We start from the raw sequence: 24,391 nt of genomic DNA, 5'->3' as shown, positions 1-24,391 counted from the left end.
ATGAACATTCTCATCATTGAGTTTAAATTTTTTGATTGCCTACATTCCGAAGAACAAGAAGACAATTTCGAATAACTCAATACCTGTGAATGTCCACACAGATTACTTGATAAATTGTTAAAGAGCGTTGACCGTTTCAGTAGGTCAGGGCTGCGTATTCTACGCATTCCCTTTATGGCGTCAAGTGTTTTTTCAAACTTCTTTTTGCCGTTATCTCTGCCACCTCAATGGCTTGATAACACTCACCGGCTTTTGCTTTCGCTGTCTGCCGTGTCAGTGGATGCGCATTATAGGCAGCTTAAGATTTAGTGCAAGCGCTTTTACGTAAAAAAACGATCTTTTTATGATCTTTTATCACTTTGGGTACTTAACTACATGTTACGCACTATTTACCCCCAAAGTTATCCACAATAGCCCGATTTTGTTGGGGTTTAGTCTTACCTAGAAATAAAAAAGGCAGCGTATATACGCTGCCTTTTAATTCGTGAAATGGATTATTAACTTAACTTTCCATGGCACTGTTTGTATTTTTGACCTGAGCCACATGGACAAGGATCATTGCGACCGACTTTTTCACCATCACGAATAACGGTACGCGGTGTTTCTGGAGCTTGTTCTTCTGATCCCGTTAATGATTCTGCTGCTGCGTGTTGATAAGCGTGTTGTATTTTTGCTTCTTCATCACGGCGACGCTGTTCCATTTCATCAACATCAGATTGGGCTTGCACCTGTACTTTAGACAGTACGCTGATAACATCATTCTTTAATGATTCGAGCATTTGCTGGAATAATTCAAATGATTCACGCTTATATTCCTGTTTAGGGTTCTTTTGCGCATAACCACGTAAGTGAATACCTTGGCGTAAATGATCCATTGCGGCTAGATGCTCTTTCCACAATCCATCTAACGTTTGCAGCATTACCGCTTTTTCAAATTGACGCAGCACTTGCGCACCGACCATTTGCTCTTTCGCTTGGTAAGCTTCAGTCCATGAACCTAATATACGCTCACGTAACGTTTCTTCGTGTAAGTCTTCTTCTTTATCTAACCATTCTTGAATAGTGAGCTTGAGATTAAATTCATTACTGAGACGTTGCTCTAAACCTTTAACATCCCATAACTCTTCAAGTGACTGTGGTGGGATATACTGGTCGACAATACCGGCAATAACATCTTGTTCGATGTTTTTAATGGTATCTTCAATACTCTCAGCGTCCATTAACTCATTACGTTGTGCGTAGACAACTTGGCGTTGGTCGTTGGCAACATCGTCATATTCAAGAAGTTGCTTACGAATATCAAAGTTACGCGCTTCTACTTTGCGTTGAGCATTTTCAATTGCACGCGATACCCAAGGATGCTCAATAGCTTCACCCTCTTCCATACCAAGCTTTTTCATCATGCCCGATACGCGGTCTGATGCGAAGATGCGCATTAAGCTGTCTTCCATCGATAAGTAGAAACGTGAAGAACCCGCATCACCTTGACGACCCGCACGACCACGTAGCTGGTTATCGATACGGCGTGACTCATGACGCTCGGTACCTAAAATGTGTAAACCACCTGCTGCAAGCACTTCGTCGTGACGTATTTGCCAATCTGCTTTAATTTTAGCTTTTTGTTCCGCAGTTGGATTATCTAGCGCTTCAATTTCCATGTTCCAGTTACCGCCTAATACGATATCTGTACCACGACCAGCCATGTTAGTTGCAATAGTCACTGCACCTAAACTACCGGCTTGGGCAACAATCTCAGCTTCTTTCTCATGGAATTTAGCATTTAGCACGCTATGTGGAATGTTAGCTTTTTTCAATAGTGAATTAAGCAATTCTGATTGTTCGATGGACACGGTACCGACTAATACTGGCTGACCACGTTCACGACAACCCTCGATATCTTTAATAATGGCGGCATATTTCTCTGGTGCAGTAAGATAGACTAAGTCGGCCATATCGTTACGAACCATAGGACGGTTAGTTGGCACCACAACGGTGTCTAATCCATAGATGTGTTGAAACTCGAATGCTTCAGTATCTGCGGTACCTGTCATACCAGCCAGTTTTTCATACTGACGGAAGTAGTTCTGGAACGTAATAGACGCTAACGTTTGGTTTTCATTTTGGATATTAACACCTTCTTTAGCTTCAACAGCTTGGTGTAATCCTTCTGACCAACGGCGACCTGGCATGGTACGACCGGTATGTTCATCAACAATAATAACTTCATCATCTTGAACAATATAGTCGACATCTTTTTCGAATAATGTATGCGCACGTAATGCAGCATTAACATGGTGTAATAAAGAGATGTTAGTGGCAGAGTAAAGTGAATCACCCTCAGCTAACATGCCTTTTTCGATAAGAAGTAGCTCAACTTTCTCTTGGCCTCGTTCAGTTAAATGAACTTGCTTGCCTTTTTCGTCGATGCTGTAGTCGCCTTCACCAATTTCATCTTCGGTGTCTTCTTTATCTTGGCGAATTAAACTTGGAATTAACAAGTTAATTTTAGCGTATAGCTCTGAGCTATCTTCTGCTGCACCTGAAATAATTAATGGCGTACGAGCTTCATCAATTAAGATTGAATCGACTTCGTCAATCAGTGCGTAATGCAGTGGGCGCTGTACACGTTCTTGTGGTGAAAACGCCATGTTGTCACGAAGGTAGTCGAAGCCAAATTCGTTGTTAGTACCATAGGTAATATCAGCGTTATAAGCTTCTTTCTTTTCATGTTGACCTAAACCGGCAACGTTAATGCCTACGGTTAAGCCTAAGAATTCAAATAATGGACGGTTGTTTTCAGCATCACGACGCGCTAAGTAATCGTTTACGGTAATAACGTGAACACCTTTACCTGATATTCCGTTAAGGTATGCAGGTAATGTTGCCGTTAATGTTTTACCTTCACCGGTTCTCATTTCAGCAATACGGTTACTGTCTAAAACCATACCGCCAAGTAGCTGTACGTCGAAGGGGCGCATATCGAAAACACGTTTTGACGCTTCACGCACTACCGCGAAGGCTTCAGCCATGATGCCGTCTAGGTTTTCGCCGCCGTCTAAGCGCTGACGAAACTCTTCTGTTTTGGCTCTTAACTCTTCATCAGATAGCTTTTCATAGTCAGCCTCTAATGCGTTAATTTGATTTACGATTTTGCCGAGATTTTTCAGAGTGCGATCGTTGCGACTTCCGAATACTTTTGTCAGTAGTTTGCCTAACATCTTAATCACTTATCTGTTGTAGGTTTGGCTCATTTGAGCGCATTAACCGTTAATATTATTAACTTGCTTTGCGGTAAACGTACTCTTGTGGATCTATTTGTTGCTTACCGCGCAACACTTCGTAATGCACATGGGGGCCGGTTGAACGGCCTGTGCTTCCCATACTGGCAATTTTATCGCCTTTGGCAACCACGTCACCTACGTTTACTGACAGAGATTTATTATGACCATATCGAGTGCGAAGACCATTACCATGATCTATTTCGACTAACTCGCCATACCCAAGCATGCTTCCTGACCATGTTACAACGCCTGCTGCAGTTGCTGTAACATCCGCCCCTTCTTTACCGGCAAAATCAATGCCTTTATGCATTGTTCGACGGCCGCTAAAAGGGTCATTTCGTAAACCATAGGGCGAAGATAACCAACCTTTATCGATTGGCCGCCCTGATATATAACGCTCTTCATCTATATGGAGATTAGATGCTACTGTTTCAAGTAGGGATAACTGAACATTATTATTATCAATTCTGGATGCCAGCTTACTCATTTCATCGATAAGCTGACTTAATTCGACGCCATTACCTATTTCGCTTAAACCACCGAGTCCAACTTCTGTAGAGAAATCAAATTGATCATCAAGGAGGTTATTTTGCGCAACTTGTTGGCCAAGGGCTTCAAGTCGGGTAATTTTGGCTTGCATTTTCGCCACATGAGCAACAAGTGCTGCTAATTGGGTTTCAGTTGCGGTTTTGAGTTCAATCACTTGTTGCGTTTGCTGTTGACGTAATTGTTTGTTTTCGTCAACTTTAGCTTGTTGGCTAGCAAAGCGGTCAGTGTTGTATTGATATATTCCAGTGCCTGTGGCCATAAGAATAATAGGTAAGAGTAACCACCGTTTGCTGGGTTGCCAACGTGTTACGCCATTTCGACCTTGAATAAAAACTGTTACACTCATAGCCTAATTCAGCCATCTTATTATCATATGAAAAAGCCCCCTCAAGATCTCAGTAATTTAGTCCATTTGTCTGGGAGACTGCCTGAACTTGCCGAGAAAGCAGAACTATTAAATAATCTGAATCAATATGTAAAACAGACATTAAATGGTCCTGTAGCAGAGCAGCTTAAAGTTGCTAATCTCCGCCAGGGTGTTCTTGTTATTGAAACTACATCTGCAGCATGGGCTGCAAGAATAAACTTTCAAAAGCAGAAGCTATTACAACAGCTTCAAATTGACACGCTTCCGATGCTTACCGCTATTGAGGTTAAAGTCAATCCTGGGCTTGCATTAGTTAAGCCACAAGTTAGCACCAATCAAAACGTTATTAGTACCACTGCAGCACAACATATTGAAGCATTGGCGGAACATGTCGATGGTACGCTAGGTGAAAAACTAAAACGGCTGGCTGCATTAGCCAGCCGTAATAGGCAATCTTAACGATTAAGCGTGCGCGAGCGCACCCGGAACCATGAAGCTGACGGGAACATCAGCCTCTTTGTCAAAGCTGACTAACTCCCATGCATCTTGCTGAGCAAGTAATGCACGCACGAGTTGGTTGTTTAACGCATGTCCGGTTTTATAAGCAACAAATTCGCCAACGATGGCATGACCTGCAACATACAAATCACCAAATGCATCGAGAATTTTGTGCTTAACGAATTCGTCTTCATAACGCAGACCATCAGGGTTTAATACACGATATTCGTCAAGTACAACGGCATTTTCCATGCTGCCACCAAGTGCAAGATTATTTGCACGTAGGTATTCAATATCACGCATAAAACCAAATGTTCTGGCACGACTAATGTCTTTAACAAACGCTGAAGTTGAAAAATCCATAATCATGTGTTGTTGACTACGGGCAATTTCTGGATGAGCAAAGTCAATTTTAAAATCAACTCTAAACCCTTTAAAAGGTTTTAGCTCAGCCCATTTATCACCATCTTCAACACGCACGGGTTTGGTAATTTTCAGGTATTTTTTCGGCGCCGCTTGTTCTTTGATGCCTGCACTTTGCAGTAAGAACACAAACGGGCTTGCACTACCATCCATAATCGGGATTTCTGGTGCATCGACTTCGATAATTGCATTATCGATGCCTAAGCCGGCAAGTGCCGCAAACAGATGCTCAATCGTTGATATTCTAATACCAGCATCGTTTACTAAGGCTGTACACATAGTGGTTTCACGCACCATATCGGCCTTGGCTGGAATAGACACAGCTGGGCTTAAATCGGTACGCTTAAGTACAATCCCTGTATTTACTGGTGCGGGCATAATGCATAGAGTCACTTTATTGCCAGAATGCAATCCGACTCCAGTGCTCTTCACCATTTTTTGAACAGTTCTTTGAAAAATCATTCATTAACCCGTAAATATCAATATTAAACAAATAGTTGCAAAAATAGCCTAAGACTATCATGCAGAGCTGGTATGACATGCTACCATAAGTTTGGATTTTCACAAAAAAATCACTGACCCAGTAGCAAATCCGTAAACCGGCTTGCAACATAACCTTTATTACAACAGCGTACTCATTAATCACGCGAAAACATCACGTTTTATCCGAGTTTTAGTCAGCCTGCTTACGTAAGAATGCTGGAATATCAAGATAATCAGCATCAGGACGTTGAGAAGGTTGTTGCTGTGGAACCGCGTTGCCTTTTGGCGCCGCATAGCTAGTTTGAGGAATCACTTCTTCAACAGGCTCTGGACGAGGCTCAATGGCAACTGGCTCTGGACGTGCAACAGGTTTTGACACCAATTGAATGTCTGGTTTTTTCTCAGCGCCAATACCGGTAGCAACAACAGTCACACGTAACTCGTCGCTCATTTCAGGATCAATGACAGCACCAACAACAACAGTCGCATTGTCTGATGCGTAAGCTTTAACGTGGTTACCCACAGTTTCAAGCTCTTCGATTGTAATGTCCATACCTGCGGTAATGTTAACCAATACGCCGCGCGCACCCGCTAGATCAATATCTTCAAGTAATGGGCTGGCCACAGCAGCTTCTGCAGCTTCTTCAGCGCGATCATCTCCACGTGCGACACCGGTGCCCATCATGGCATTACCCATTTCAGACATTACCGTTTTCACATCGGCGAAATCGACGTTGATTAAACCTGGACGAGTAATTAGCTCTGCAATACCTTGAACGGCACCAAGTAGTACGTTGTTGGCTGCAGCGAATGCATCAAGCAATGAAGTACCACGGCCAAGCACTTTAAGCAGCTTTTCATTTGGGATCGTAATTAACGAATCCACGTGTTTAGCTAACTCGGCAATGCCCAGTTCTGCATAGGCCATACGCTTTTTCCCTTCAAAAGGAAAAGGCTTGGTCACTACAGCAACAGTTAAAATACCTTCTTCGCGCGCAATTTCTGCTACGACAGGTGCGGCACCAGTACCCGTACCACCGCCCATACCTGCTGCGATAAAGATCATATCTGACCCTTTAATGGCAGCACGAATATTTTCGCGATCTTCTTCAGCGGCTTGACGACCCACATCTGGGTTTGCACCAGCACCAAGGCCTTTAGTCACATCACGTCCAAGCTGGATTGTAGAACCCGCGCTTGATTTACGTAATGCTTGCGCATCTGTATTTGTGACGATAAATTCAACACCTTCGATGCTGTGTTTTACCATATGTTCGACAGCGTTTCCGCCGCCACCACCGACGCCGATGACCTTAATCACCGCTTCGTCTGAATGAGTGTCCATGATCTCAAACATTGTCTGATCTCCGTATGTCTGCGTTATTAAAATTCACCTTTAAACCAACTTTTGACCCGATTCAAAAAGCTGGTAACCCCTTGACGCTCTGGTCGCTCGAACTGACGTTCGATGACTCGCCTAGCGCCATAATGAAGCAAGCCTATTCCTGTTGAGTAAATAGGTTGATCCACATATTCGTATAACCCTTTTACAGGCAACGGTGATGCCACACGAACTGGCATACCAAATGTTGCCTCGGCAATGTCAACTGCACCTGATATTGAGGACGTGCCTCCGGTGAGTACAATACCTGCTGCAATTTGGTCTTCTAACCCACTGTCTTGCAGCTGCTTAAGCACGAGCTCAAACAATTCTTGATATCTTGGCTCAACAACTTCAGCCAATGTATGCCTGGACATACTGCGCGAAGGACGGCCGCCTACTGACGGAACTTCAATGCTGTCTTCGCGACTTACCGTTGAACTTCTTGCGCTGGCAAATTGCACTTTAATCTGCTCGGCATGAGTTAACGGTGTTCTAAAAATTTTAGCGATATCACTGGTCACTTGATTACCCGCGACTGGGATAACCGCACAATGACGTAATGCGCCGTTGGTATATACAGCAATATCGGTCGTTCCACCACCAATATCGACGATACATACGCCTAAATCTTTCTCGTCGTTAGTCAGTACAGAGTCTGCTGACGCAATCCCTGAAAACACTAAGTCGTCGACTTTTAACCCACAACGTTCAACACTTTTGGTTATGTTTTTGGCCATATCATTGGCGCATGTCACGATGTGTGCTTTGGCTTCCATACGCATACCAGACATACCAATAGGGCTTTTAATGCCATCTTGAACGTCGATTGAATACTCTTGCGGCAACACATGCAAAATACGGCGCTCTGTCGGTATTTTTACTGAGCGAGCGGTATGAATAACATTATCAACGTCTTCTTGAGTCACTTCTTCGTCGTTAATTGACACCATGCCGTTTTCATTTTGACAAGCAATGTGCTTACCCGAAATGCTTAAATACACTGACGACACTTGGCAATCAGCCATTAACTCAGCTTGATCTAATGCACGTTGCACACTGCGTACTATAGAGTCGAGATCGTTAACACCGCCCTTGTCCATACCGCGTGAAGGATGGTTACCTAAACCAATGACACTAATCTCACCATCAGGTAATACTTCACCAATGATCACTGCGACCTTGGATGTCCCTATATCTAGCCCCACGATGAGGTTTCTTTCCTGATTTTTGGTCATTTATTGTCGACTCTCTGTTTTGAATCACCCCAGCCTACTGCAAACCCGGTATCGTAACGTAAATCAACGGTTGCAACTGGTTTATCACTTTGCTTCAACGTCGGATACACATTAATAAAGCGTTGTATCCGTGACATTTTATCTTCTCGCCCGAGCTCAATTTCAATCCCGTTGGCTAATACTGCATGCCAAGCATGACGAGGACTTAAACGTAAATTGACTAAGGTGAAGCCATTTATTGTTAGTAAATCATTTAACTGTTGAAAACTGGTTAACACCTCTTGCTCAGTTCCTTCTGGTCCTGATAAGAGTGGTAAACTGGTGTGTTCTGCATGCGCAAGCGCTTCAAAAACCTCACCATTTACATTCAACCACGCGGTGTTATTCCAATGTGCCACTGCTTGTTGCTCTTGCAGAGTCACTTTAAATTTTGCCGGCCATTCTCGTCTTACTGAGGCATGATATACCCACGGTAAGGCTTCTAATGCTTTTTGCACGTCAAGTACATCTGCGCTAAAAAAACTATTTTGCATTAACGATTGCAGCGCATTTTTAATCTCGTCATCGGTGGTGTAAAGCCTCTCACCTTTAACGGCTACCGCCTCAATGGGCAGAGCATCTGCATCATTAAGCAGATTATGAAGCTGTATTCCACCCCAAACAACTGTGCCGAGCACACATAGTAAAAACAGTACGCCAGTGCAAAAATACCAATTTACACGTGCTAGATTCTGTTTTAATTGGCGCCCTTTATCGCTCCACGACACCTTAAATCCGCCTCTGACGTTGTTCCGGGGTTAGCCCCAAAAGATCGGCCATTATATCGACCAATCCTTTAGGATTAAAGCTCGATTTTTCAACACAATAATTGATGAAAAATCAATCATTTCCTTGTTCTTCTTGCTGAGCTTTAAAGCCTAATTCGCTAAGGGCTAATTCTTTCGATAATGCCCCGATATTGCCTGCACCTTGAGTAAAAAATAAATCACCATCCTGTAATACATCTGGCAAGACAGCGGCTAACTGATCTGGGCTGGCAACAAAAATAGGATCAATTTGCCCACGCAAACGAATTGAACGACACAACGCTCGTCCATCTGCGCCAGGAATAGGTGCTTCACCTGCGGCATAAACATCAAGTAGCAGTAAACAATCGACTTGCGACAACACATCAACAAAGTCTTCATATAAATCACGTGTACGACTATAACGATGCGGTTGATACGCCATAACGAGGCGTTTATCTGGCCAACCTGCACGCGCAGCTTTAATCGTTGCCAACACTTCACTTGGATGGTGACCATAATCGTCGACCAACATGACATTACCGTTAGGAGTCGCAAATTCACCTAGGTGCTGGAATCGACGGCCAATGCCTTCAAACTCTGCTAACGCTTGTACAATCGAGTTATCATCTATGTCGTCTTCACTTGCTACCGCTATCGCAGCTAAAGCATTCAATACGTTATGCTGCCCAGGTAGATTTAAGACAATGTCTAAATCATCCTTATTATGGCGTTTCACAGTGAAGCTAGATTGATGGCCATTTTGCGCAAAATTAATCGCTTGCACATCGGCATCTTCACTAAAGCCATAAGTCACTACCTGGCGACCAATACGCGGCATAATTTCACGGATGACATCGTCGTCAATACACATAACGGCAACACCATAAAACGGCAAGTTATGTAAAAAATCGACAAAGGTGGTTTTTAACTTTTCAAAGTCGCCACCATAAGTATCCATGTGATCCGCTTCGATATTGGTGATCACACTGACCATTGGCTGCAAATGCAAAAAGCTTGCATCGCTTTCATCCGCTTCAGCAATCAGATAACGGCTTTTGCCTAAACGTGCATTAGTGCCTGCGCTGTTTAACAGTCCACCAATCACAAATGTTGGATCACGCTCTGCCTGACCATACACACTGGCAATTAAACTGGTGGTTGTTGTTTTACCGTGAGTGCCAGCAATAGCTACACCATGACGATAACGCATCAGCTCTGCCAGCATTTCAGCACGGCGAACAATCGGAATACGTAATTCTTTTGCAGCAATAATCTCAGGGTTTTGCGGGTTAATTGCGGTAGACACCACCACCACATCAACTTGCTCAACACTTTGGGCCTGATGGCCAATAATGATTTTTGCACCCAAGCTTTGTAGGCGTTCTGTTACGCTATTAACCGCAATGTCAGAACCACTGATTTGATAGCCTTCATTGACTAACACTTCGGCAATACCACCCATGCCAGCACCACCGATGCCAACAAAATGAATGCGCTTGATCCGTCTCATTTCAGGGATCATGCTACGAAGTTGTGCGTATCTTTCTGTCTTTGTCATTTCAACCCTTTGTTGCAACTGAGGCACAAATATCTGCTACTCGTTGAGTGGCATCTAACACTGCAACGCCTCGTGCTTTTCGGCCCATTTGGGCGAGTTCTTCTCTATGTTCAGCAAACAACTGCAATTTTTCAGCAAGATTGTCTGCATTTAAAATCGTTTGCGGTAATAAAAAGCCTGCACCGGCATCAACCAACACTGACGCATTTACGGTTTGATGATCGTCTACTGCATGTGGATAAGGCACCAAAATACTTGGAAGCCCTACTGCGGCGAGTTCAGATACGGTTAACGCACCTGAGCGACAAACAACCACATCTGTCCAACGATAAGCGGCTTCCATATCATCAATAAATTCGGCCACATTAACCGTGTCTAGCTGGCCTAATTGCTGATAACTGGCTTTAACTGCAGTGTGGTTATTTTTACCCACTTGGTGCCATACCGTAATCGAGTGATGTTTGCTTAAATGAGCTACCACTGCAGGCATCACATCATTGAGCACTTTGGCACCTAAACTGCCACCGACCACTAAAATGCGTAACGCATCGACTTGCGGCTTTTTGGTTTGTTCGCCTAATGCGATAAGCTCTTGGCGAATAGGGTTACCAACAACTTCCACATTCGCAACGTTATTGCCAAAGGTATTGGGAAACGCGCACAATACTTTTTTAGCAATTTTAGACAGCAATTTATTGGTCATTCCGGGTATTGCATTTTGCTCATGCAAAACGACTGGTACACCCGATAACTTACCCGCTACACCGCCAGGTCCGCTGGCAAATCCACCCATGCCTAAAATGACATTCGGTTTAAAATCATCTATCACGGCTTTAGCTTGAATAATCGAACGCACTATTTTAAATGGTGCGGCTAATTTTCTAATAAGGCCATTGCCGCGAACACCTTTAATATCAATAAACTCAATATCAAAGCCGTGCTGAGGCACTAAACGCGCCTCCATTCGGTCAGCCGTGCCTAACCAACGCACTTGCCAGCCTTTTTCAGCCAAATATTTCGCTACTGCCAGAGCAGGAAAGACATGCCCGCCAGTACCGCCTGCCATCACCAAAATACGTGGAGAACGACTCACATTGCTATTCATTAACTTGTTCTCCCTTGTACGGCTTGCACCAAACTCAGTCGGCGCTCGTAATCAATTCTGACCAGTAACATCACCGCCGCGGTCATGACCCATAAACTACTGCCACCATAACTAATAAAGGGCAGTGTTAACCCTTTAGTTGGCAGCATACCAATACTGGCGCCCACGTTAACGACTGTTTGGAAACACACCCAAATCCCGACGCCGTATGCCACGTAGCTTTCAAATGGACGTTGCATCTTTAAACACAAGTTGCCTAATCTAATCGCACGGATAGCCACAAAAAATAACGCCAGCAACACCATAATGATGCCAACAAAACCGAGCTCTTCACCTATCACGGCAAAAATAAAGTCGGTATGCGCCTCAGGCAAATAAGCTAACTTCTGAATACTGTTACCTAAACCTTGGCCAAACCAATCACCACGGCCATACGCCATTAATGATTGTGTTAACTGATAGCCACTACCAAATGGGTCTTCCCATGGGTCCATAAACGAGGTCACTCGTCGCATACGGTATGGCTCAAACAATATCAGCAGCACAAATGTGATGACCCCTAACAAAATCAACGCCATAAAGTCGATGATTCTGGCGCCGGCTAAAAACAATAAACTTACCGTACACACGAACAATACCACCACGGTACCCAGGTCAGGCTGCAATAGAATTAACAATGCAAATAAACCATATACACCAATAGGTTTAATAAAGCCTTTGCGGTTTTCGCGTAACTCACCATGACGCCTAACTAAATAGCCTGCCATGTAAACAATAAACACAAACTTGGCCATTTCAGCGACTTGAATACGTATTGGCCCGATAGACAACCAGCGCCTTGCGCCGTTTACCGAGGTACCAATAAACAATACAGCAATGAGCAATACCAGTACGCCTAGCATCAACATGCCACTGTTTTTTTCCCAGTAGCTAACCTCAAACTTCAACACAAAAAACGCAATCACCACACAGCCAATTAAATACAACACATGGCGGTACATAAAATAAAATGGATCGCCAGTTAGCTTTGTGGCTTCAGGCATAGAAGCCGACATCACCATGACAAAACCAAAACACATCAAGCCAATAATCGCCACTAAAAAACTACGATCATACAGCGGCATTCCCGGCGCACTGTTGTCAGACAACAATGACGGTAAAGCCCAATTCAAGCCTTGTTTAAACAAGCTGAGTTGTTGCTCGTTACTCGCCATCGGGTAACGACTCCACACATTGCTTAAAGTCATCGCCACGAGCCATAAAGCTCTTATACATATCTAAACTGGCACAGGCAGGCGACAGTAAAACGATATCGCCAGACGATGCTAATTCTGCCGCTTTGGCTACCGCTTCTGCCATGCTATTCACGGCTATTGAGTCTGCTTTTAACTTGGCAATTTTAGGTCCATCACGACCTAACGTAATCAGCTGAGTAATGTTAGCCAGCGGTTCAGTAAGCGGACTGAAATCACTGCCTTTACCGTCACCGCCCGCAATTAAATATAAATCACCCAGGTGCGAATTTAACCCTTCTAATGCAGCAACGGTTGCACCTACGTTTGTGGCTTTTGAGTCGTTAATATACGACACACCTTGTTTGACACCGATTAATTCACAGCGATGACTTAAGCCAACAAAATGCTTCGCGACATCAACCATCGACTCTTTATCGACACCACAGGCATACGCGAGTGACATTGCCGCAAGTAAATTGGCGTGGTTGTGGCTACCAATCAATGACACTTCATTTAAGTTAACAATCTCACTGTCGCCATGGAAAATCTTGCCATCACTTAATCCCCAAGCATCGCCTTCTGGTACGCCAAGGCAAAAATGATTTTGGTTCATTGGCTCTAATGGATACGTGAGCTCATCATCGAGGTTATACATCACAAATCGACTTTGTGGGTATAAACGTAATTTGGCTTCGCGATACGAGTTCAAGTCACTGTAGCGATCCATATGATCTTCGCTAATGTTTAAACAGGTCGCAGCAATACAATTTAACGAATGCGTGGTTTCCAACTGAAAACTCGACAGTTCAAGCACATAAAACTCAGCATCTTCGCTGAGTAAATCCAATGCCGGCGTGCCGATATTGCCGCCAATGGCGACAGACATACCGGCTTTTTGCAGCATTTCGTAAACCAATGTGGTCACGGTAGATTTACCGTTTGAGCCGGTAATACCAACAACACAAGGTTTACGATCGGCAATTTCACGAGCAAATAACTCTACGTCGCCAATGACTTCAATACCCATGTCCAGTGCAGCACGCACTTCAGGGGTATCAATAGGTACACCAGGGCTGATAATGATCTGACTCGACTGCACTAAGTAGCGACAATCAAACCCACCCTTTATTAATTCAATATCTGCAAATTCTTGTGCCAGTGTCTCGGCCCCTGGAGGATTACGACGACTGTCCATCACTAAGGGTTTAATGCCCTTGGTTGCTAAAAAACGCACGACTGAAAGCCCTGTAGCTCCCAAGCCTAAAACAATGTGCGTGTACTTAGATTGCATAATATCTACCTTAATGATTGCTTAGCGTAGTTTTAGAGTCGCAAGACCCAATAACACTAAAAACAATGAGATAATCCAAAAGCGCACAATAACCCGTGGCTCCGGCCATCCTTTTAACTCATAGTGATGATGAATAGGCGCCATACGGAAAATACGCTGACCGCGCAACTTGTACGAACCTACCTGTAAGATCACCGATACGGTTTCCATTACAAATACACCGCCCATAATCACTAACAAAATCTCTTGGCGAACCAAAATCGCGATAACACCTAATGCAGCACCTAATGCCAATGAACCAACATCGCCCATAAATACTTGTGCTGGGTAAGTGTTAAACCACAAAAAGCCTAAGCCAGCACCGACCATTGCGGTACACACAATCACGAGTTCACCGGCTAGAGGTAAATGCGGTAAATGCAAATAACTGGCAAATTGTGCATGACCAGACAAGTAAGCAATTAACGCAAATGCTGCCGCAACCATGACCGTTGGCATAATCGCCAAGCCATCTAAACCATCGGTTAAGTTCACGGCATTACTCGCGCCCACAATGGTGAAGTAAGCCAGTACAATAAACATCAACCCAAGTTGTGGCATCACGTCTTTAAAAAACGGCACCACTAATTGTGTTTCGCCATTCATGGTCGAAGAGCTGTATAAAAACACGGCCACGATGATTGCTGCAATTGATTGCAGTGCATATTTCCAACGGGCAATAAGGCCTTTAGAGTCCTTTTTAACCACTTTGCGGTAATCGTCAATAAAGCCAATCGCGCCAAAACTGCCTAACACAAACAGCGTAACTAATACGTAGCGATTCGATAAATCACCCCATAGCAACACACTGATAAAAATACCTGCAAGGATCAGAATCCCACCCATTGTCGGGGTGCCACGCTTGCTGAAATGCGATTCTGGACCGTCATCACGTACAACCTGACCAATTTGCAGCGTTTGCAGGTGCTTAATTAAAATCGGTCCCCACCACAAACTAAACACCAATGCAGTCAACAAGCCTAAAATAGCCCGGAACGTTACATATGAAAAAACGTTAAACCCGCTATAAAATTGGGTTAAATACTCGGCTAGATAAACCAGCATCTACACTAACTCCCCACGCCCATAGGCATTCAATAAACTGTCGACAACCCGCTCCATAGCAGCGCTGCGAGAACCTTTAACTAAAATAGTCACATTGCCTTCAACATCTTTGAGGTGTTGTTGTAATGCGACAATCAATTTGTCTTGTGCGGAAAAATGCTCGCTACCAAAAGCCTCACTGGTATGGCCCGAAAGTTGACCGCAACAGAATAACCTCTCTATTGCTGCATTTTTCGCCTGCAATCCAACGCTGGCGTGCAAAGGGGCAGCATTGTCGCCTAATTCGCCCAAATCTCCCAGCACTAAACAACGATAACCATCACGTTGTTGCAACCAATTGATTGCAGCACTGACTGAAGTGGGATTTGCGTTATAACTGTCATCAATTAACAGCATGCGCCCGAGCTTATGCGGCTGCATACGCCCTTTAACCGGTTGTAATAATACAAACCCTTGTGCGATAACCGATAACGGAATACTAAGCGCTAGGCACATAGACGCGGCAGCGAGTGCATTACTCACTTGGTGTAATCCCGCCAGAGGTAATTGCACCGCGACTTGCTGACCATTGAAGGTCAACATGAACTGGCAACAGCCATTTTCGTCAGCTTCAATATCGATAGCTTTAACGTCTGCATCAACGTCTGCCTGACACGAAAAACGTAACTGCTTGTGGCCTTGCGAGCGTTGCATCATATAAGGGGCATATTTATCATCAGCATTAATAATCGCAGTGCCGTTGTTAGCCAGATGATTAAAAATTTCTGATTTGGCTTCGGCCACACCCTCAAGCGAACCAAAGCCTTCTAGGTGTGCACTGCCAATATTATTCACTAATGCCACTTGCGGTTGCACTAATGAAGAGGTGTAATCGATTTCACCACGGTGATTGGCACCTAACTCAAACACGCCATATTCATCGCCTTGAGTTAAACGCAGCAGTGTTAACGGTACGCCGATTTCATTATTGAAATTACCCGCGGTAAATAACACCTGGTGTTGTTGCGATAAAATAGTGGCAACCATTTCTTTCACGCTGGTTTTACCGTTAGAACCCGTCAGCGCAATGCTGATTGGGTTAACGTGTTGACGCACAAGCGCGCCAATATTGCCCATGGCTTTTTGAGTATCGGCAACCACAATTTGCGCAACATCAAACGGCAGAACATGATCAACCAACAATGCCGCAGCGCCATTATCGATGGCCGTTTTGGCAAAATCATGACCATCGAAACGCTCACCTTTTAACGCAACAAATAAACACTTTGTGTCTATCTTACGGCTATCGGTACTCACCGCTGAGATAGCTTGATCTTTACCGTGCAATTGACCTTGTAAGTGCTCAGCGAGTTGAGCAAGCGATAAACTAATCATAATGCGTCCTTAGACAAAGCTAGTGCTAAAGCGCGTTCATCATAATCGATGCGTTGACCTGCAACTTCTTGATAGGTTTCATGCCCTTTACCTGCAAGCAATACAATGTCATCAGCTTGTGCTAATGCTGCAACACGAGTAATAGCCTCAATACGATCAACATGTGTTAGCACATTATTGGGTTGGCTGATGCCTTGTAAAATATCGTTGATAATGGTTTGTGGATCTTCGCTGCGCGCATTGTCGCTAGTGATCATCACTTTGTCTGCATATTGCTCAGCCGCCTGCGCCATTAATGGTCGTTTACCTTTGTCGCGATCACCGCCGCAACCAAACACACACCACAAGGTACCTTGGCAGTGCACGCGCAATGCTTTTAGTGCTTGCTCAATGGCATCTGGCGTATGCGCATAATCAACCACTAGAGTGGCTTTATTAGCAGCGGAAAAACGCTCCATTCTACCGGAAACAGGGACTAAATTTGGCATCACCGCGAGCATGGCGGTCATCGACATGCCTTGCAAATACAACGCTGCAATGGCTGCGACTAAATTTGATAAATTAAACGCGCCAAGTAAGGGTGATTCAACGCTGGCCGATAAACTGCTTTGGCCATTTAATGCTGGATAATGCAACACCGCGCTAACACCTGCATCATGATATTGCACCTCGGTACAATAAAAGTCGGCACTGGCATCGCCTTGAGTACTGAACGACTTAATCTGACGATTAGCGAGCTCAGCAAACCACTTGGTACCTGTGGCGTCATCAATGTTAATCACACCGTGTTTTAAGCTAGGGAAATGAAATAAGCGTTTCTTAGCAGCGGCATAAGCATCCATATCACCATGATAATCAAGGTGATCACGGCTTAAATTAGTAAAAATAGCCGTTTCGAAGGGGGCGGCCTCTACACGGCCTTGCACTAAACCATGGCTAGACACTTCCATGGCGCACACTTTCACCCCTTGAGCATTAAACTCAGCTAATTGCTTCATTACGGTAATGGCATCAGCCGTTGTATTACCGCTGTCGACTAATTGTCCCCAAATGCCATTGCCTAACGTACCCATAACGGCCGCTGGGTGTCCGAGTAAATTCACGATTTGTGCAATGATTTGGCTAACAGAGGTTTTGCCGTTAGTGCCAGTTACGCCAATTAATGCTAATGAATGGGTATGAGTTGCATAGAATTGGGCAGCAACGGCAGACAACTGTCGCGACAGTTGAAAAAAATACACCAACGGAACTTGGTATTGCTGTAAATCGACTAAGCCGTGCTGATCAGGATTATCAGTATGAATCAATATTGCAGCAGCGCCGGCATCGATAGCTTGTGAAATATACTCGCGACCATCGACTTTATAACCAGGTAGAGCAACAAATAATCCACCTTGGCTGACACTGCGGCTGTCTAGTGTTAAGCCATTAATCGACTCTGAGCCAGCATAATGAAACCACGGTGCTAATAAATCATTTAATAACATCATGCTGCGCTCCTTGCGCAGTGGCTAAATGGATAGCCTCTCGCTCTGAAATTGGCTCAACATTCAGCATTTGCAATGCCCCGGACATAATTTTGGCAAAAGCAGGCCCTGCGACATCACCGCCATAATATTTGTCACCTTTCGGTTCATTAATCACCACTGAAATCGCTAATCGAGGTTTGTGAACAGGCGCAACACCGGCAAATAAGCCAACATAATCATCACCATAACCTCCTGCAACGGCTTTACGGCTGGTACCGGTTTTACCCGCCACCGGATAACCGTCAATATGAGCCTGTCTCGCGGTGCCGCCCAGTTCGGTCACGCCCACAAGCATTTGCATGACATCTTTAGCCACTTGAGTAGAAATAACTTGCTCGCCTTTAGGGGCTTGCTTGAGTTTTAAAATCGAAACGGGATACAACACACCGCCGCTGCCTAACGTGGCGTACATACGCGCAATTTGCAGAGGCGTCGCGGTAAAGCCATAACCAAATGATAAGGTGGCGCGTTCAAAGTCAGACCAGCGGTTACGGTCATGAATAAGCCCAGCACTTTCGCCAGTTAAATTGATGCCAGAATAATTACCCAGCCCCATTGACTGATAAGTGCCCAATAACTGTTGCACCGGCATAGACAATGCCAACTTACTGATGCCAACGTTACTTGATTTAACAAGGATTTTTGCCAGCGACATTTCGCCGTAGTTGTTAGAGTCGCGCACTTGACGACCACCAATACGCATCCAACCTGGCGAGGTTTGGATAAGCTCATTTGCCTTAACGGTGCCAGCTTCTAATGCCGCTGCAACCACAAACGGTTTGACGGTAGATCCAGGCTCAAAGGTGTCGGTTAATGCGCGATTACGCATACGGTGAGTCTGTAAGTTATCGCGAGAATTAGGATTATAAGAGGGAGTATTTGCCATTGCTAACACTTCACCGGTGAGCACGTCTATCACCACAACGGAGCCCGATGTTGCTTGGTACATCTCAGTGGCACGCTTGAGTTCACGATAAGCCAATTGCTGAATACGTTGGTCAATACTTAATACAAGGTCGTTCGAGCTTTCACCCTCCTGCACCATATCTAAACGTTCAACCACACTACCGTCGCGCGACTTACGCACTTTTTGCTTTGAGGGTGTACCAGTAAGCCAGGTATTGTAGGTATTTTCGATACCTTCAATACCCACGTCATCGATATTAGTAATACCGATTAACTGGGCTGCTATTTCACCACTTGGATAATAACGACGCGATTCTGACTTAAGATAAATCCCGCCAATTTTGAGCTGTTGAATGTAATCAGCTACGGCAGGAGTCACTTGGCGTTTTAAGTAAACGAAACGTTTTTTCGGGTTGCCTTTTACTTTACGAACCAATTCATCGACAGGCTCTTGCAATACATCCGCTAGCGCTTGCCAACGACGCATGTCTTTAAATGCATTTTGATCGTGAGCATGCTTAGGATCAGCCCACACCGCACGTACTGGAACACTGACAGCGAGCATATCGCCGTTACGATCGGTAATTAATCCACGTTGAACTTGATTACTGGTGGTACGCAAGGTGCGCATATCACTTTCGTGCCGCAGTTTGTCAGGCTCAATAATTTGAATATAAGCTGCACGTGCAATCAGGCTGCAAAATAATAGCAAAACAAACCCCACCACAACGTATAAACGCCATGGAATCAGTTCGTGATTTAATTTTCGTTTTGCTTGTCTTGCCATAATCCCTATGCTCACTGAACTCGAATGATGATTTCTTCTTTTGGAAGCGGCCGCGCCATATTGAGTTCTTTTGTTGCCATTCGCGTCACACGGCTGTGTTCAGACTGCGACTGCTCTTCTAATAATAAGTTGCGCCATTCAATATCTAATCTATCTTGCTCTTGCAGCAAATGATCCCACTGCGATATCAATTGTCGCGTCACATGGCTGGTATACACCACCACAATGCCATTAGAGACGACTAACATCCCCAACAACACAATCCACTTGTGACGCCAAAGATCTTGCAACACAATTCGAGGTAAACTTAATGTCGATTGGCTCACATTAACCTCAAAGACTAATAATCTAAGCGCTCTGCAACTCGTAAAACCGAGCTGCGGGCACGAGGATTTTGCTCTAATTCTGCATCAGAAGGCTTTAAAGCCTTACTAACCGCCTTTAATTTACGCGATTTATTAAGCTCTGCTTCCATAATAGGCAATCCATATGGCACGCTTTCAGCTTGGCTATGGCGGCGAATAAAACGCTTTACCATACGGTCTTCTAACGAGTGGAAACTGATCACCGACAAACGCCCCTGTGGCGCCAATACCGTTAATGCACCTTCAAGAGCTTGATCAATCTGCTCTAGCTCGCTATTGATATAAATACGAATTGCCTGAAAAACTCGCGTTGCAGGGTGCTTATTGCGTTCTTTATTTTTAGTAATACGTGCGATTAAATCGGCTAAATCTTTAGTACGTAAAAACGGTGTTTTTTCACGGTCTGCTGCAATACAGCGAGCAATATGACGAGAGTTTTTCTCTTCGCCATAGGTTTTAAATACCCATGCCATGTCTTCAATTTCAGCGCGAGCAATCCATTGAGCTGCCGTTTGCCCCTGACTGTTGTCCATACGCATGTCTAATGGTCCGTCTCGTAAAAAACTAAAACCACGTTCGGCATCATCTAACTGCGGTGACGACACGCCTAAATCCAATAACACGCCATTAATTTTACCGGTCAGTCCTAACTCTTCGACATATTGTGCTAATTGACCAAAACCGCCATGTACGATTTGAAACCGCGGATCATCAGCAAATTGCTTTGCCGCTTCAATGGCTTGAGGATCGCGATCGATTGCAATTAAGCGACCGTTTTCACCCAAATGGCTCAGCACATGACGAGAATGTCCACCACGACCAAACGTGCCATCAATATAGATGCCATCACGTTGGATATTGAGACCATCAACGGTCTCATTCAGTAATACAGATAAATGGGCAAACTCTTGGCTCATTGGGTTCTTCTAACCTTTTGGTCTCTACAGTGAAAAGTGTGCCAAGCGTTCATTGCTGGCTAAATCTTGGCTGTGGATGAGTGTATTACCGTCATCCATCTGTTGTTGCCAAGCTGACTCTTCCCATAGTTCAAATTTATTCAGTAAGCCCACCAGCATGGTTTTCTTTTCTAAGCTGGCAAAACTTCGTAAAGCCGGCGGAATCACAATGCGTCCGTGGCTGTCTAGTTCACAATCTTGGGCATGACCTAGTAATTTTCGTTTAAAGGAACGTTCAAGTGGAACGGTATCTGAAAGCAATTTAAGCTTTGCTTCAATCTGCTCCCATTCATGTAATGGGTAAATCAACAAACAGGCGGATTCAATATCAACAGTGATAATCACAGTACCGGCATGCTCTACACGTAACGCGTCACGGTATCTCGCAGGAATTGCGATCCGTCCTTTAGCGTCCATATTGATAGCACTGGCACCCCGAAACACGTTATGAGACCTCTTTTGTTAGCATTTGATCCACAATGATCCACTTTTTCCCACAAATGCTAAGTTTAGGGACTCTATGCAAGTGTTGTCAAGCAATGGACAGATATATTAAATCCAGACCCCAAGCGGGTTAGCAGCAAATTAATCTCAAACGGGATGAATGACAAAGCCAGTTGTTAAAAACAGCTTAAAATCAGGGTAAATGAGTTAAACCAGACACATAACGGTCATTTTATCGGCTAAAAATCGGTGGTGATCTTTTTATTAACATCTCTTAATAGCGCTAATAATCCACCTTTTGGTTGAATTAGCACCGCAATCGATGCGAATTAATCAGAATAAAAACTCACAAATTGTCGATCTTGATCATTAATTAGTGTTAAAAAAGCACTCCCATCTTTATTTGCACGGCAACTATTATGCTAAATGGCCATACTTTACGCCGCTTTCATCGCTGGTTTGCACTTTTTGCCGGGTTACAAATGGCCTTATGGATATTGTCAGGGGCCTACATGGTGTTAATGGACATCGATTTCATTCACGGTGATACACTAACATCAGCGCCCAAAAACGTTGCTCTCACCACAGTGACTTATCCAATAACGGCGCTACTGCAACATTATCCAGACGCGAGCCAAATACGTTTAGCTCAGCGACAAGGACAAGCATTTTATCAATTCACCTCGCAATCACAGTTAATTATTCTTAATGCCAACACGGGGTTACCGCTTGCTCCTCTGACTGAACAACAAGCCAAACATATTGCGCTTAGCGCTTATACTGGAGCGGGCGTTATTAGCAGTGCGCAGTTATTTGTACAAACCGCCCCCAGTGAGTTAAACCCTAAATGGCTACCAGTGTGGCAAATTAATTTTGCCGATATTAAACAAAGTAGTTTGTATGTCTCTGCAGACACAGGAGAAATCGTGACTAAGCGTCATGTGTACTGGCGTTTATTTGATGTTATGTGGATGCTGCATATTATGGACTACGATACACGCGACAATATCCATAACAATCTACTGACGTTAATGGCCAGTTTGAGTTTGCTCACGGCACTGTTTGGCACAATGTTGTTATGGTTTCGCTTCAGTCACAATAAAAAGGTGGCTCGATGATCCGCTGGCAACAATTGCATAAATGGTTAGGGTTATTGATTGGCTTGCAACTACTGCTGTGGATAGTTACTGGCTTATTGCTAAACATGATTCCGTCAGCCTGGTTTTCTGCCAGCATGCATCAACAACAATCGGTAGTAGCACAAACAACACCAATAAGCCTGCAGATAACGGTGTCGATTAATGATGTGGTGAGGTTATCTCACATGCCGCTTAGCGACATAGAGTTAATCGCCATTCTAGCTCGTCCGGCTTATCAACTGACTCAAGTGAATGGTCAGCAAGTGTTTGTATGGGCCGACACCCTGCAAACCACGACAAAGCATCAGCAGGTATTAAGTAGAGTGAGCCTAACTGATCTTCAAATACAACAGATCTCCCGTGCCAGTTATCGAGGAGATGCCAAGCTTGCGCCAGCAAAAGCACTTAAACACGACACCACAATGCCTGTTGGCACATTGATGATAACCGCTAACGATGAGGTAGATACTCGTATTTATGTTAATCGCCACTCAGGTAGCGTGATTGCGCATCAAAATAATCGCTCTGATTATCAACAATGGTTGTTGATGCTGCATTTTATGGATTACAACTCGGAAAATGGCGTAAGTTTCAATCACTTCTGGACTCAAATAATTGCCGTGCTGAGCCTCATATTTGCTATCAGTGGCGTTCGTTTATTGCTGTATCAATTACAGCAGGGATTTTTCTGGTCAGCGAGAAAACGGCCAGTAACGGTAACACTCTATGATTCACAGAAATTAATCGCTCAAATCAGCGCTAAGTCGGGGTTAATGCTCGACAATATCAACAAGCATGCAAGTACTTTGCACACTAAAGGATTTATTACCGAATGTGGCGGTGGAGGTCAATGCGGCCAATGTGTGGTGCAGTATTTATCGACGCCGCCTTCCGCCTGCGAGTATGACATAGCCAAATTAAGTAAACGCAAGCTAGCTCAAGGTTATCGCCTCAGTTGCCAACACATCATCAGCAATGCCAACCTTGCGTTAAGCCCGCAGCAAGTCAGCCAATGGTATGAAAAAACATCGGATGTGAATCAATAATGAAAGATGATTAAATTTTAGCCTGACGATGCCGATAACAGGTATAGTTAACAACATAACGATTGTATTTATTGGCTCAGGAGGACGCGACATGAGTATCGACAGCATTTATGCCATGTTAGCGAGACCTGTGCGCGCGGTGAGCGAGCGAAGAAGGATTGTTGAACAAGTGCGAGGCTCTAGCGCTATTAGCGCCGACAGCCATGAAGCGCCGCAGTCACAATTACCCCCTCACATAACTCATAAAACCGTTGTTGCTAAAAAAGTCCTTCTCCGCAAAGAGCGCCGCTCAACATTACGCAGCATAGATGACAAAAAGAATGATGGCAGTCGATTAAGAAGAATGAACACTGACGAGCGCTTTTCCACTCGTGGAGAAACCGCCAGCCAGCTTATTGATATAGAGATATAATACCATTCCACTAATTATCTGGTCATTCAGCGGGATTTCTGTGCCTTCTAGGCAAATAATAGGATTGAAGATATAGTTGCTCTCGGCAACTGCTCCTGCGTTGCTCTACCTTCTGCATCCATGCAGTCGTAC

General features: G+C 44.4%; 21 protein-coding genes. 4 read left to right on the top strand and 17 right to left on the bottom strand.

What is annotated here, in order from left to right:
* Window positions 1–497: 497 nt before the first annotated feature.
* Both secA and ACROAE_RS16675 read right to left on the bottom strand, forming a co-directional pair.
* A complete protein-coding gene (secA, locus tag ACROAE_RS16680; protein WP_432403782.1) occupies window positions 498–3,218 on the bottom strand; it encodes a preprotein translocase subunit SecA in 2,721 nt (906 codons plus the stop codon).
* A 58-nt stretch (window positions 3,219–3,276) separates the two neighbouring features.
* Window positions 3,277–4,176: a M23 family metallopeptidase gene (locus tag ACROAE_RS16675; RefSeq protein ID WP_432403780.1), complete on the bottom strand. Its 900-nt coding sequence runs from the start codon at window positions 4,174–4,176 to the stop codon at window positions 3,277–3,279.
* 27 nt (window positions 4,177–4,203) lie between these two features.
* On the opposite strand from ACROAE_RS16675, the gene ACROAE_RS16670 reads away from it, so the two are divergent.
* Window positions 4,204–4,656, top strand: coding sequence for a DUF721 domain-containing protein (locus ACROAE_RS16670; protein ID WP_188958953.1), 453 nt, complete (start codon window positions 4,204–4,206; stop codon window positions 4,654–4,656).
* Between the two features lie 3 nt (window positions 4,657–4,659).
* On the opposite strand, the gene lpxC is transcribed toward ACROAE_RS16670, so the two are convergent.
* The 15 genes from lpxC to mraZ all read right to left on the bottom strand — a co-directional run bounded on the left by lpxC (window position 4,660) and on the right by mraZ (window position 21,662).
* The gene (lpxC, locus tag ACROAE_RS16665; RefSeq protein ID WP_432403778.1) at window positions 4,660–5,580 is read right to left on the bottom strand and encodes a UDP-3-O-acyl-N-acetylglucosamine deacetylase; all 921 of its coding nucleotides are present in this window, start codon (window positions 5,578–5,580) and stop codon (window positions 4,660–4,662) included.
* A 211-nt stretch (window positions 5,581–5,791) separates the two neighbouring features.
* The gene (gene ftsZ, locus ACROAE_RS16660; RefSeq protein ID WP_432403775.1) at window positions 5,792–6,958 is read right to left on the bottom strand and encodes a cell division protein FtsZ; all 1,167 of its coding nucleotides are present in this window, start codon (window positions 6,956–6,958) and stop codon (window positions 5,792–5,794) included.
* 26 nt (window positions 6,959–6,984) lie between these two features.
* Window positions 6,985–8,220 carry a cell division protein FtsA gene (gene ftsA / locus ACROAE_RS16655; protein WP_101088499.1) on the bottom strand — a complete coding sequence of 412 codons (1,236 nt, stop codon included), beginning with the start codon at window positions 8,218–8,220 and terminating at the stop codon, window positions 6,985–6,987.
* Entirely contained in the window at window positions 8,217–8,987 is a 771-nt protein-coding gene (locus ACROAE_RS16650) for a cell division protein FtsQ/DivIB (protein WP_432403772.1), read from the bottom strand. Before ACROAE_RS16650 ends, ftsA begins: the two co-directional genes overlap by 4 nt.
* Before the next feature lie 112 nt (window positions 8,988–9,099).
* Entirely contained in the window at window positions 9,100–10,566 is a 1,467-nt protein-coding gene (gene murC / locus ACROAE_RS16645) for a UDP-N-acetylmuramate--L-alanine ligase (protein ID WP_432403770.1), read from the bottom strand.
* Between the two features lies 1 nt (window position 10,567).
* Window positions 10,568–11,671 (bottom strand): undecaprenyldiphospho-muramoylpentapeptide beta-N-acetylglucosaminyltransferase, encoded by a 1,104-nt coding sequence (gene murG / locus ACROAE_RS16640; protein ID WP_432403768.1) that lies wholly within the window; start codon window positions 11,669–11,671, stop codon window positions 10,568–10,570.
* Window positions 11,671–12,885, bottom strand: coding sequence for a cell division protein FtsW (gene ftsW, locus ACROAE_RS16635; RefSeq protein WP_432403790.1), 1,215 nt, complete (start codon window positions 12,883–12,885; stop codon window positions 11,671–11,673). The genes murG and ftsW overlap by 1 nt, the downstream gene beginning before the upstream one ends.
* Complete coding sequence (gene murD / locus ACROAE_RS16630; RefSeq protein ID WP_432403766.1) at window positions 12,875–14,197, bottom strand: UDP-N-acetylmuramoyl-L-alanine--D-glutamate ligase; 1,323 nt, start codon at window positions 14,195–14,197, stop codon at window positions 12,875–12,877. The genes ftsW and murD overlap by 11 nt, the downstream gene beginning before the upstream one ends.
* Window positions 14,198–14,218: 21 nt before the next feature.
* On the bottom strand, window positions 14,219–15,301 hold the full coding sequence (mraY, locus tag ACROAE_RS16625) for a phospho-N-acetylmuramoyl-pentapeptide-transferase (RefSeq protein ID WP_432403764.1): 1,083 nt from the start codon (window positions 15,299–15,301) through the stop codon (window positions 14,219–14,221).
* Complete coding sequence (locus tag ACROAE_RS16620; RefSeq protein ID WP_432403762.1) at window positions 15,302–16,675, bottom strand: UDP-N-acetylmuramoyl-tripeptide--D-alanyl-D-alanine ligase; 1,374 nt, start codon at window positions 16,673–16,675, stop codon at window positions 15,302–15,304.
* Window positions 16,672–18,165 (bottom strand): UDP-N-acetylmuramoyl-L-alanyl-D-glutamate--2,6-diaminopimelate ligase, encoded by a 1,494-nt coding sequence (murE, locus tag ACROAE_RS16615; RefSeq protein WP_432403760.1) that lies wholly within the window; start codon window positions 18,163–18,165, stop codon window positions 16,672–16,674. The genes ACROAE_RS16620 and murE overlap by 4 nt, the downstream gene beginning before the upstream one ends.
* A complete protein-coding gene (locus tag ACROAE_RS16610) occupies window positions 18,149–19,897 on the bottom strand; it encodes a penicillin-binding transpeptidase domain-containing protein (RefSeq protein WP_432403758.1) in 1,749 nt (582 codons plus the stop codon). The genes murE and ACROAE_RS16610 overlap by 17 nt, the downstream gene beginning before the upstream one ends.
* A gap of 11 nt (window positions 19,898–19,908) precedes the next feature.
* Entirely contained in the window at window positions 19,909–20,223 is a 315-nt protein-coding gene (ftsL, locus tag ACROAE_RS16605; RefSeq protein ID WP_432403756.1) for a cell division protein FtsL, read from the bottom strand.
* 14 nt (window positions 20,224–20,237) lie between these two features.
* Window positions 20,238–21,179 (bottom strand): 16S rRNA (cytosine(1402)-N(4))-methyltransferase RsmH, encoded by a 942-nt coding sequence (gene rsmH, locus ACROAE_RS16600; RefSeq protein ID WP_432403754.1) that lies wholly within the window; start codon window positions 21,177–21,179, stop codon window positions 20,238–20,240.
* A gap of 24 nt (window positions 21,180–21,203) precedes the next feature.
* The gene (gene mraZ / locus ACROAE_RS16595; RefSeq protein ID WP_432403752.1) at window positions 21,204–21,662 is read right to left on the bottom strand and encodes a division/cell wall cluster transcriptional repressor MraZ; all 459 of its coding nucleotides are present in this window, start codon (window positions 21,660–21,662) and stop codon (window positions 21,204–21,206) included.
* Window positions 21,663–22,081: 419 nt separating this feature from the next.
* Here mraZ and ACROAE_RS16590 point away from each other — a divergent pair, with 419 nt between their 5' ends.
* From ACROAE_RS16590 to ACROAE_RS16580, 3 genes are all read left to right on the top strand, one after another.
* Window positions 22,082–22,780 carry a PepSY domain-containing protein gene (locus ACROAE_RS16590; RefSeq protein ID WP_432403750.1) on the top strand — a complete coding sequence of 233 codons (699 nt, stop codon included), beginning with the start codon at window positions 22,082–22,084 and terminating at the stop codon, window positions 22,778–22,780.
* Entirely contained in the window at window positions 22,777–23,847 is a 1,071-nt protein-coding gene (locus ACROAE_RS16585; RefSeq protein WP_432403748.1) for a PepSY domain-containing protein, read from the top strand. Before ACROAE_RS16590 ends, ACROAE_RS16585 begins: the two co-directional genes overlap by 4 nt.
* A gap of 91 nt (window positions 23,848–23,938) precedes the next feature.
* A complete protein-coding gene (locus ACROAE_RS16580) occupies window positions 23,939–24,259 on the top strand; it encodes a hypothetical protein (protein ID WP_432403746.1) in 321 nt (106 codons plus the stop codon).
* Window positions 24,260–24,391 lie beyond the last annotated feature (132 nt).

It is taken from the genome of Shewanella sp. MF05960, from assembly GCF_050849305.1.
Lineage (GTDB): Bacteria > Pseudomonadota > Gammaproteobacteria > Enterobacterales > Shewanellaceae > Shewanella.
The sequence above is the reverse complement of the archived record's forward strand: the minus strand, read 5'-3'. Positions and strand labels throughout refer to the sequence as shown.

What these genes read in the sequence shown, in the direction of transcription:
- secA (WP_432403782.1), bottom strand. Translation starts at nt 3,218, where the DNA reads ATGTTAGGCAAACTACTGACAAAAGTATTCGGAAGTCGCAACGATCGC.
- ACROAE_RS16675 (WP_432403780.1), bottom strand. Translation starts at nt 4,176, where the DNA reads ATGAGTGTAACAGTTTTTATTCAAGGTCGAAATGGCGTAACACGTTGG.
- ACROAE_RS16670 (WP_188958953.1), top strand. Translation starts at nt 4,204, where the DNA reads ATGAAAAAGCCCCCTCAAGATCTCAGTAATTTAGTCCATTTGTCTGGG.
- lpxC (WP_432403778.1), bottom strand. Translation starts at nt 5,580, where the DNA reads ATGATTTTTCAAAGAACTGTTCAAAAAATGGTGAAGAGCACTGGAGTC.
- ftsZ (WP_432403775.1), bottom strand. Translation starts at nt 6,958, where the DNA reads ATGTTTGAGATCATGGACACTCATTCAGACGAAGCGGTGATTAAGGTC.
- ftsA (WP_101088499.1), bottom strand. Translation starts at nt 8,220, where the DNA reads ATGACCAAAAATCAGGAAAGAAACCTCATCGTGGGGCTAGATATAGGG.
- murC (WP_432403770.1), bottom strand. Translation starts at nt 10,566, where the DNA reads ATGACAAAGACAGAAAGATACGCACAACTTCGTAGCATGATCCCTGAA.
- murG (WP_432403768.1), bottom strand. Translation starts at nt 11,671, where the DNA reads ATGAATAGCAATGTGAGTCGTTCTCCACGTATTTTGGTGATGGCAGGC.
- ftsW (WP_432403790.1), bottom strand. Translation starts at nt 12,885, where the DNA reads ATGGCGAGTAACGAGCAACAACTCAGCTTGTTTAAACAAGGCTTGAAT.
- murD (WP_432403766.1), bottom strand. Translation starts at nt 14,197, where the DNA reads ATGCAATCTAAGTACACGCACATTGTTTTAGGCTTGGGAGCTACAGGG.
- mraY (WP_432403764.1), bottom strand. Translation starts at nt 15,301, where the DNA reads ATGCTGGTTTATCTAGCCGAGTATTTAACCCAATTTTATAGCGGGTTT.
- ACROAE_RS16620 (WP_432403762.1), bottom strand. Translation starts at nt 16,675, where the DNA reads ATGATTAGTTTATCGCTTGCTCAACTCGCTGAGCACTTACAAGGTCAA.
- murE (WP_432403760.1), bottom strand. Translation starts at nt 18,165, where the DNA reads ATGATGTTATTAAATGATTTATTAGCACCGTGGTTTCATTATGCTGGC.
- ACROAE_RS16610 (WP_432403758.1), bottom strand. Translation starts at nt 19,897, where the DNA reads ATGGCAAGACAAGCAAAACGAAAATTAAATCACGAACTGATTCCATGG.
- rsmH (WP_432403754.1), bottom strand. Translation starts at nt 21,179, where the DNA reads ATGAGCCAAGAGTTTGCCCATTTATCTGTATTACTGAATGAGACCGTT.
- ACROAE_RS16590 (WP_432403750.1), top strand. Translation starts at nt 22,082, where the DNA reads ATGCTAAATGGCCATACTTTACGCCGCTTTCATCGCTGGTTTGCACTT.
- ACROAE_RS16585 (WP_432403748.1), top strand. Translation starts at nt 22,777, where the DNA reads ATGATCCGCTGGCAACAATTGCATAAATGGTTAGGGTTATTGATTGGC.
- ACROAE_RS16580 (WP_432403746.1), top strand. Translation starts at nt 23,939, where the DNA reads ATGAGTATCGACAGCATTTATGCCATGTTAGCGAGACCTGTGCGCGCG.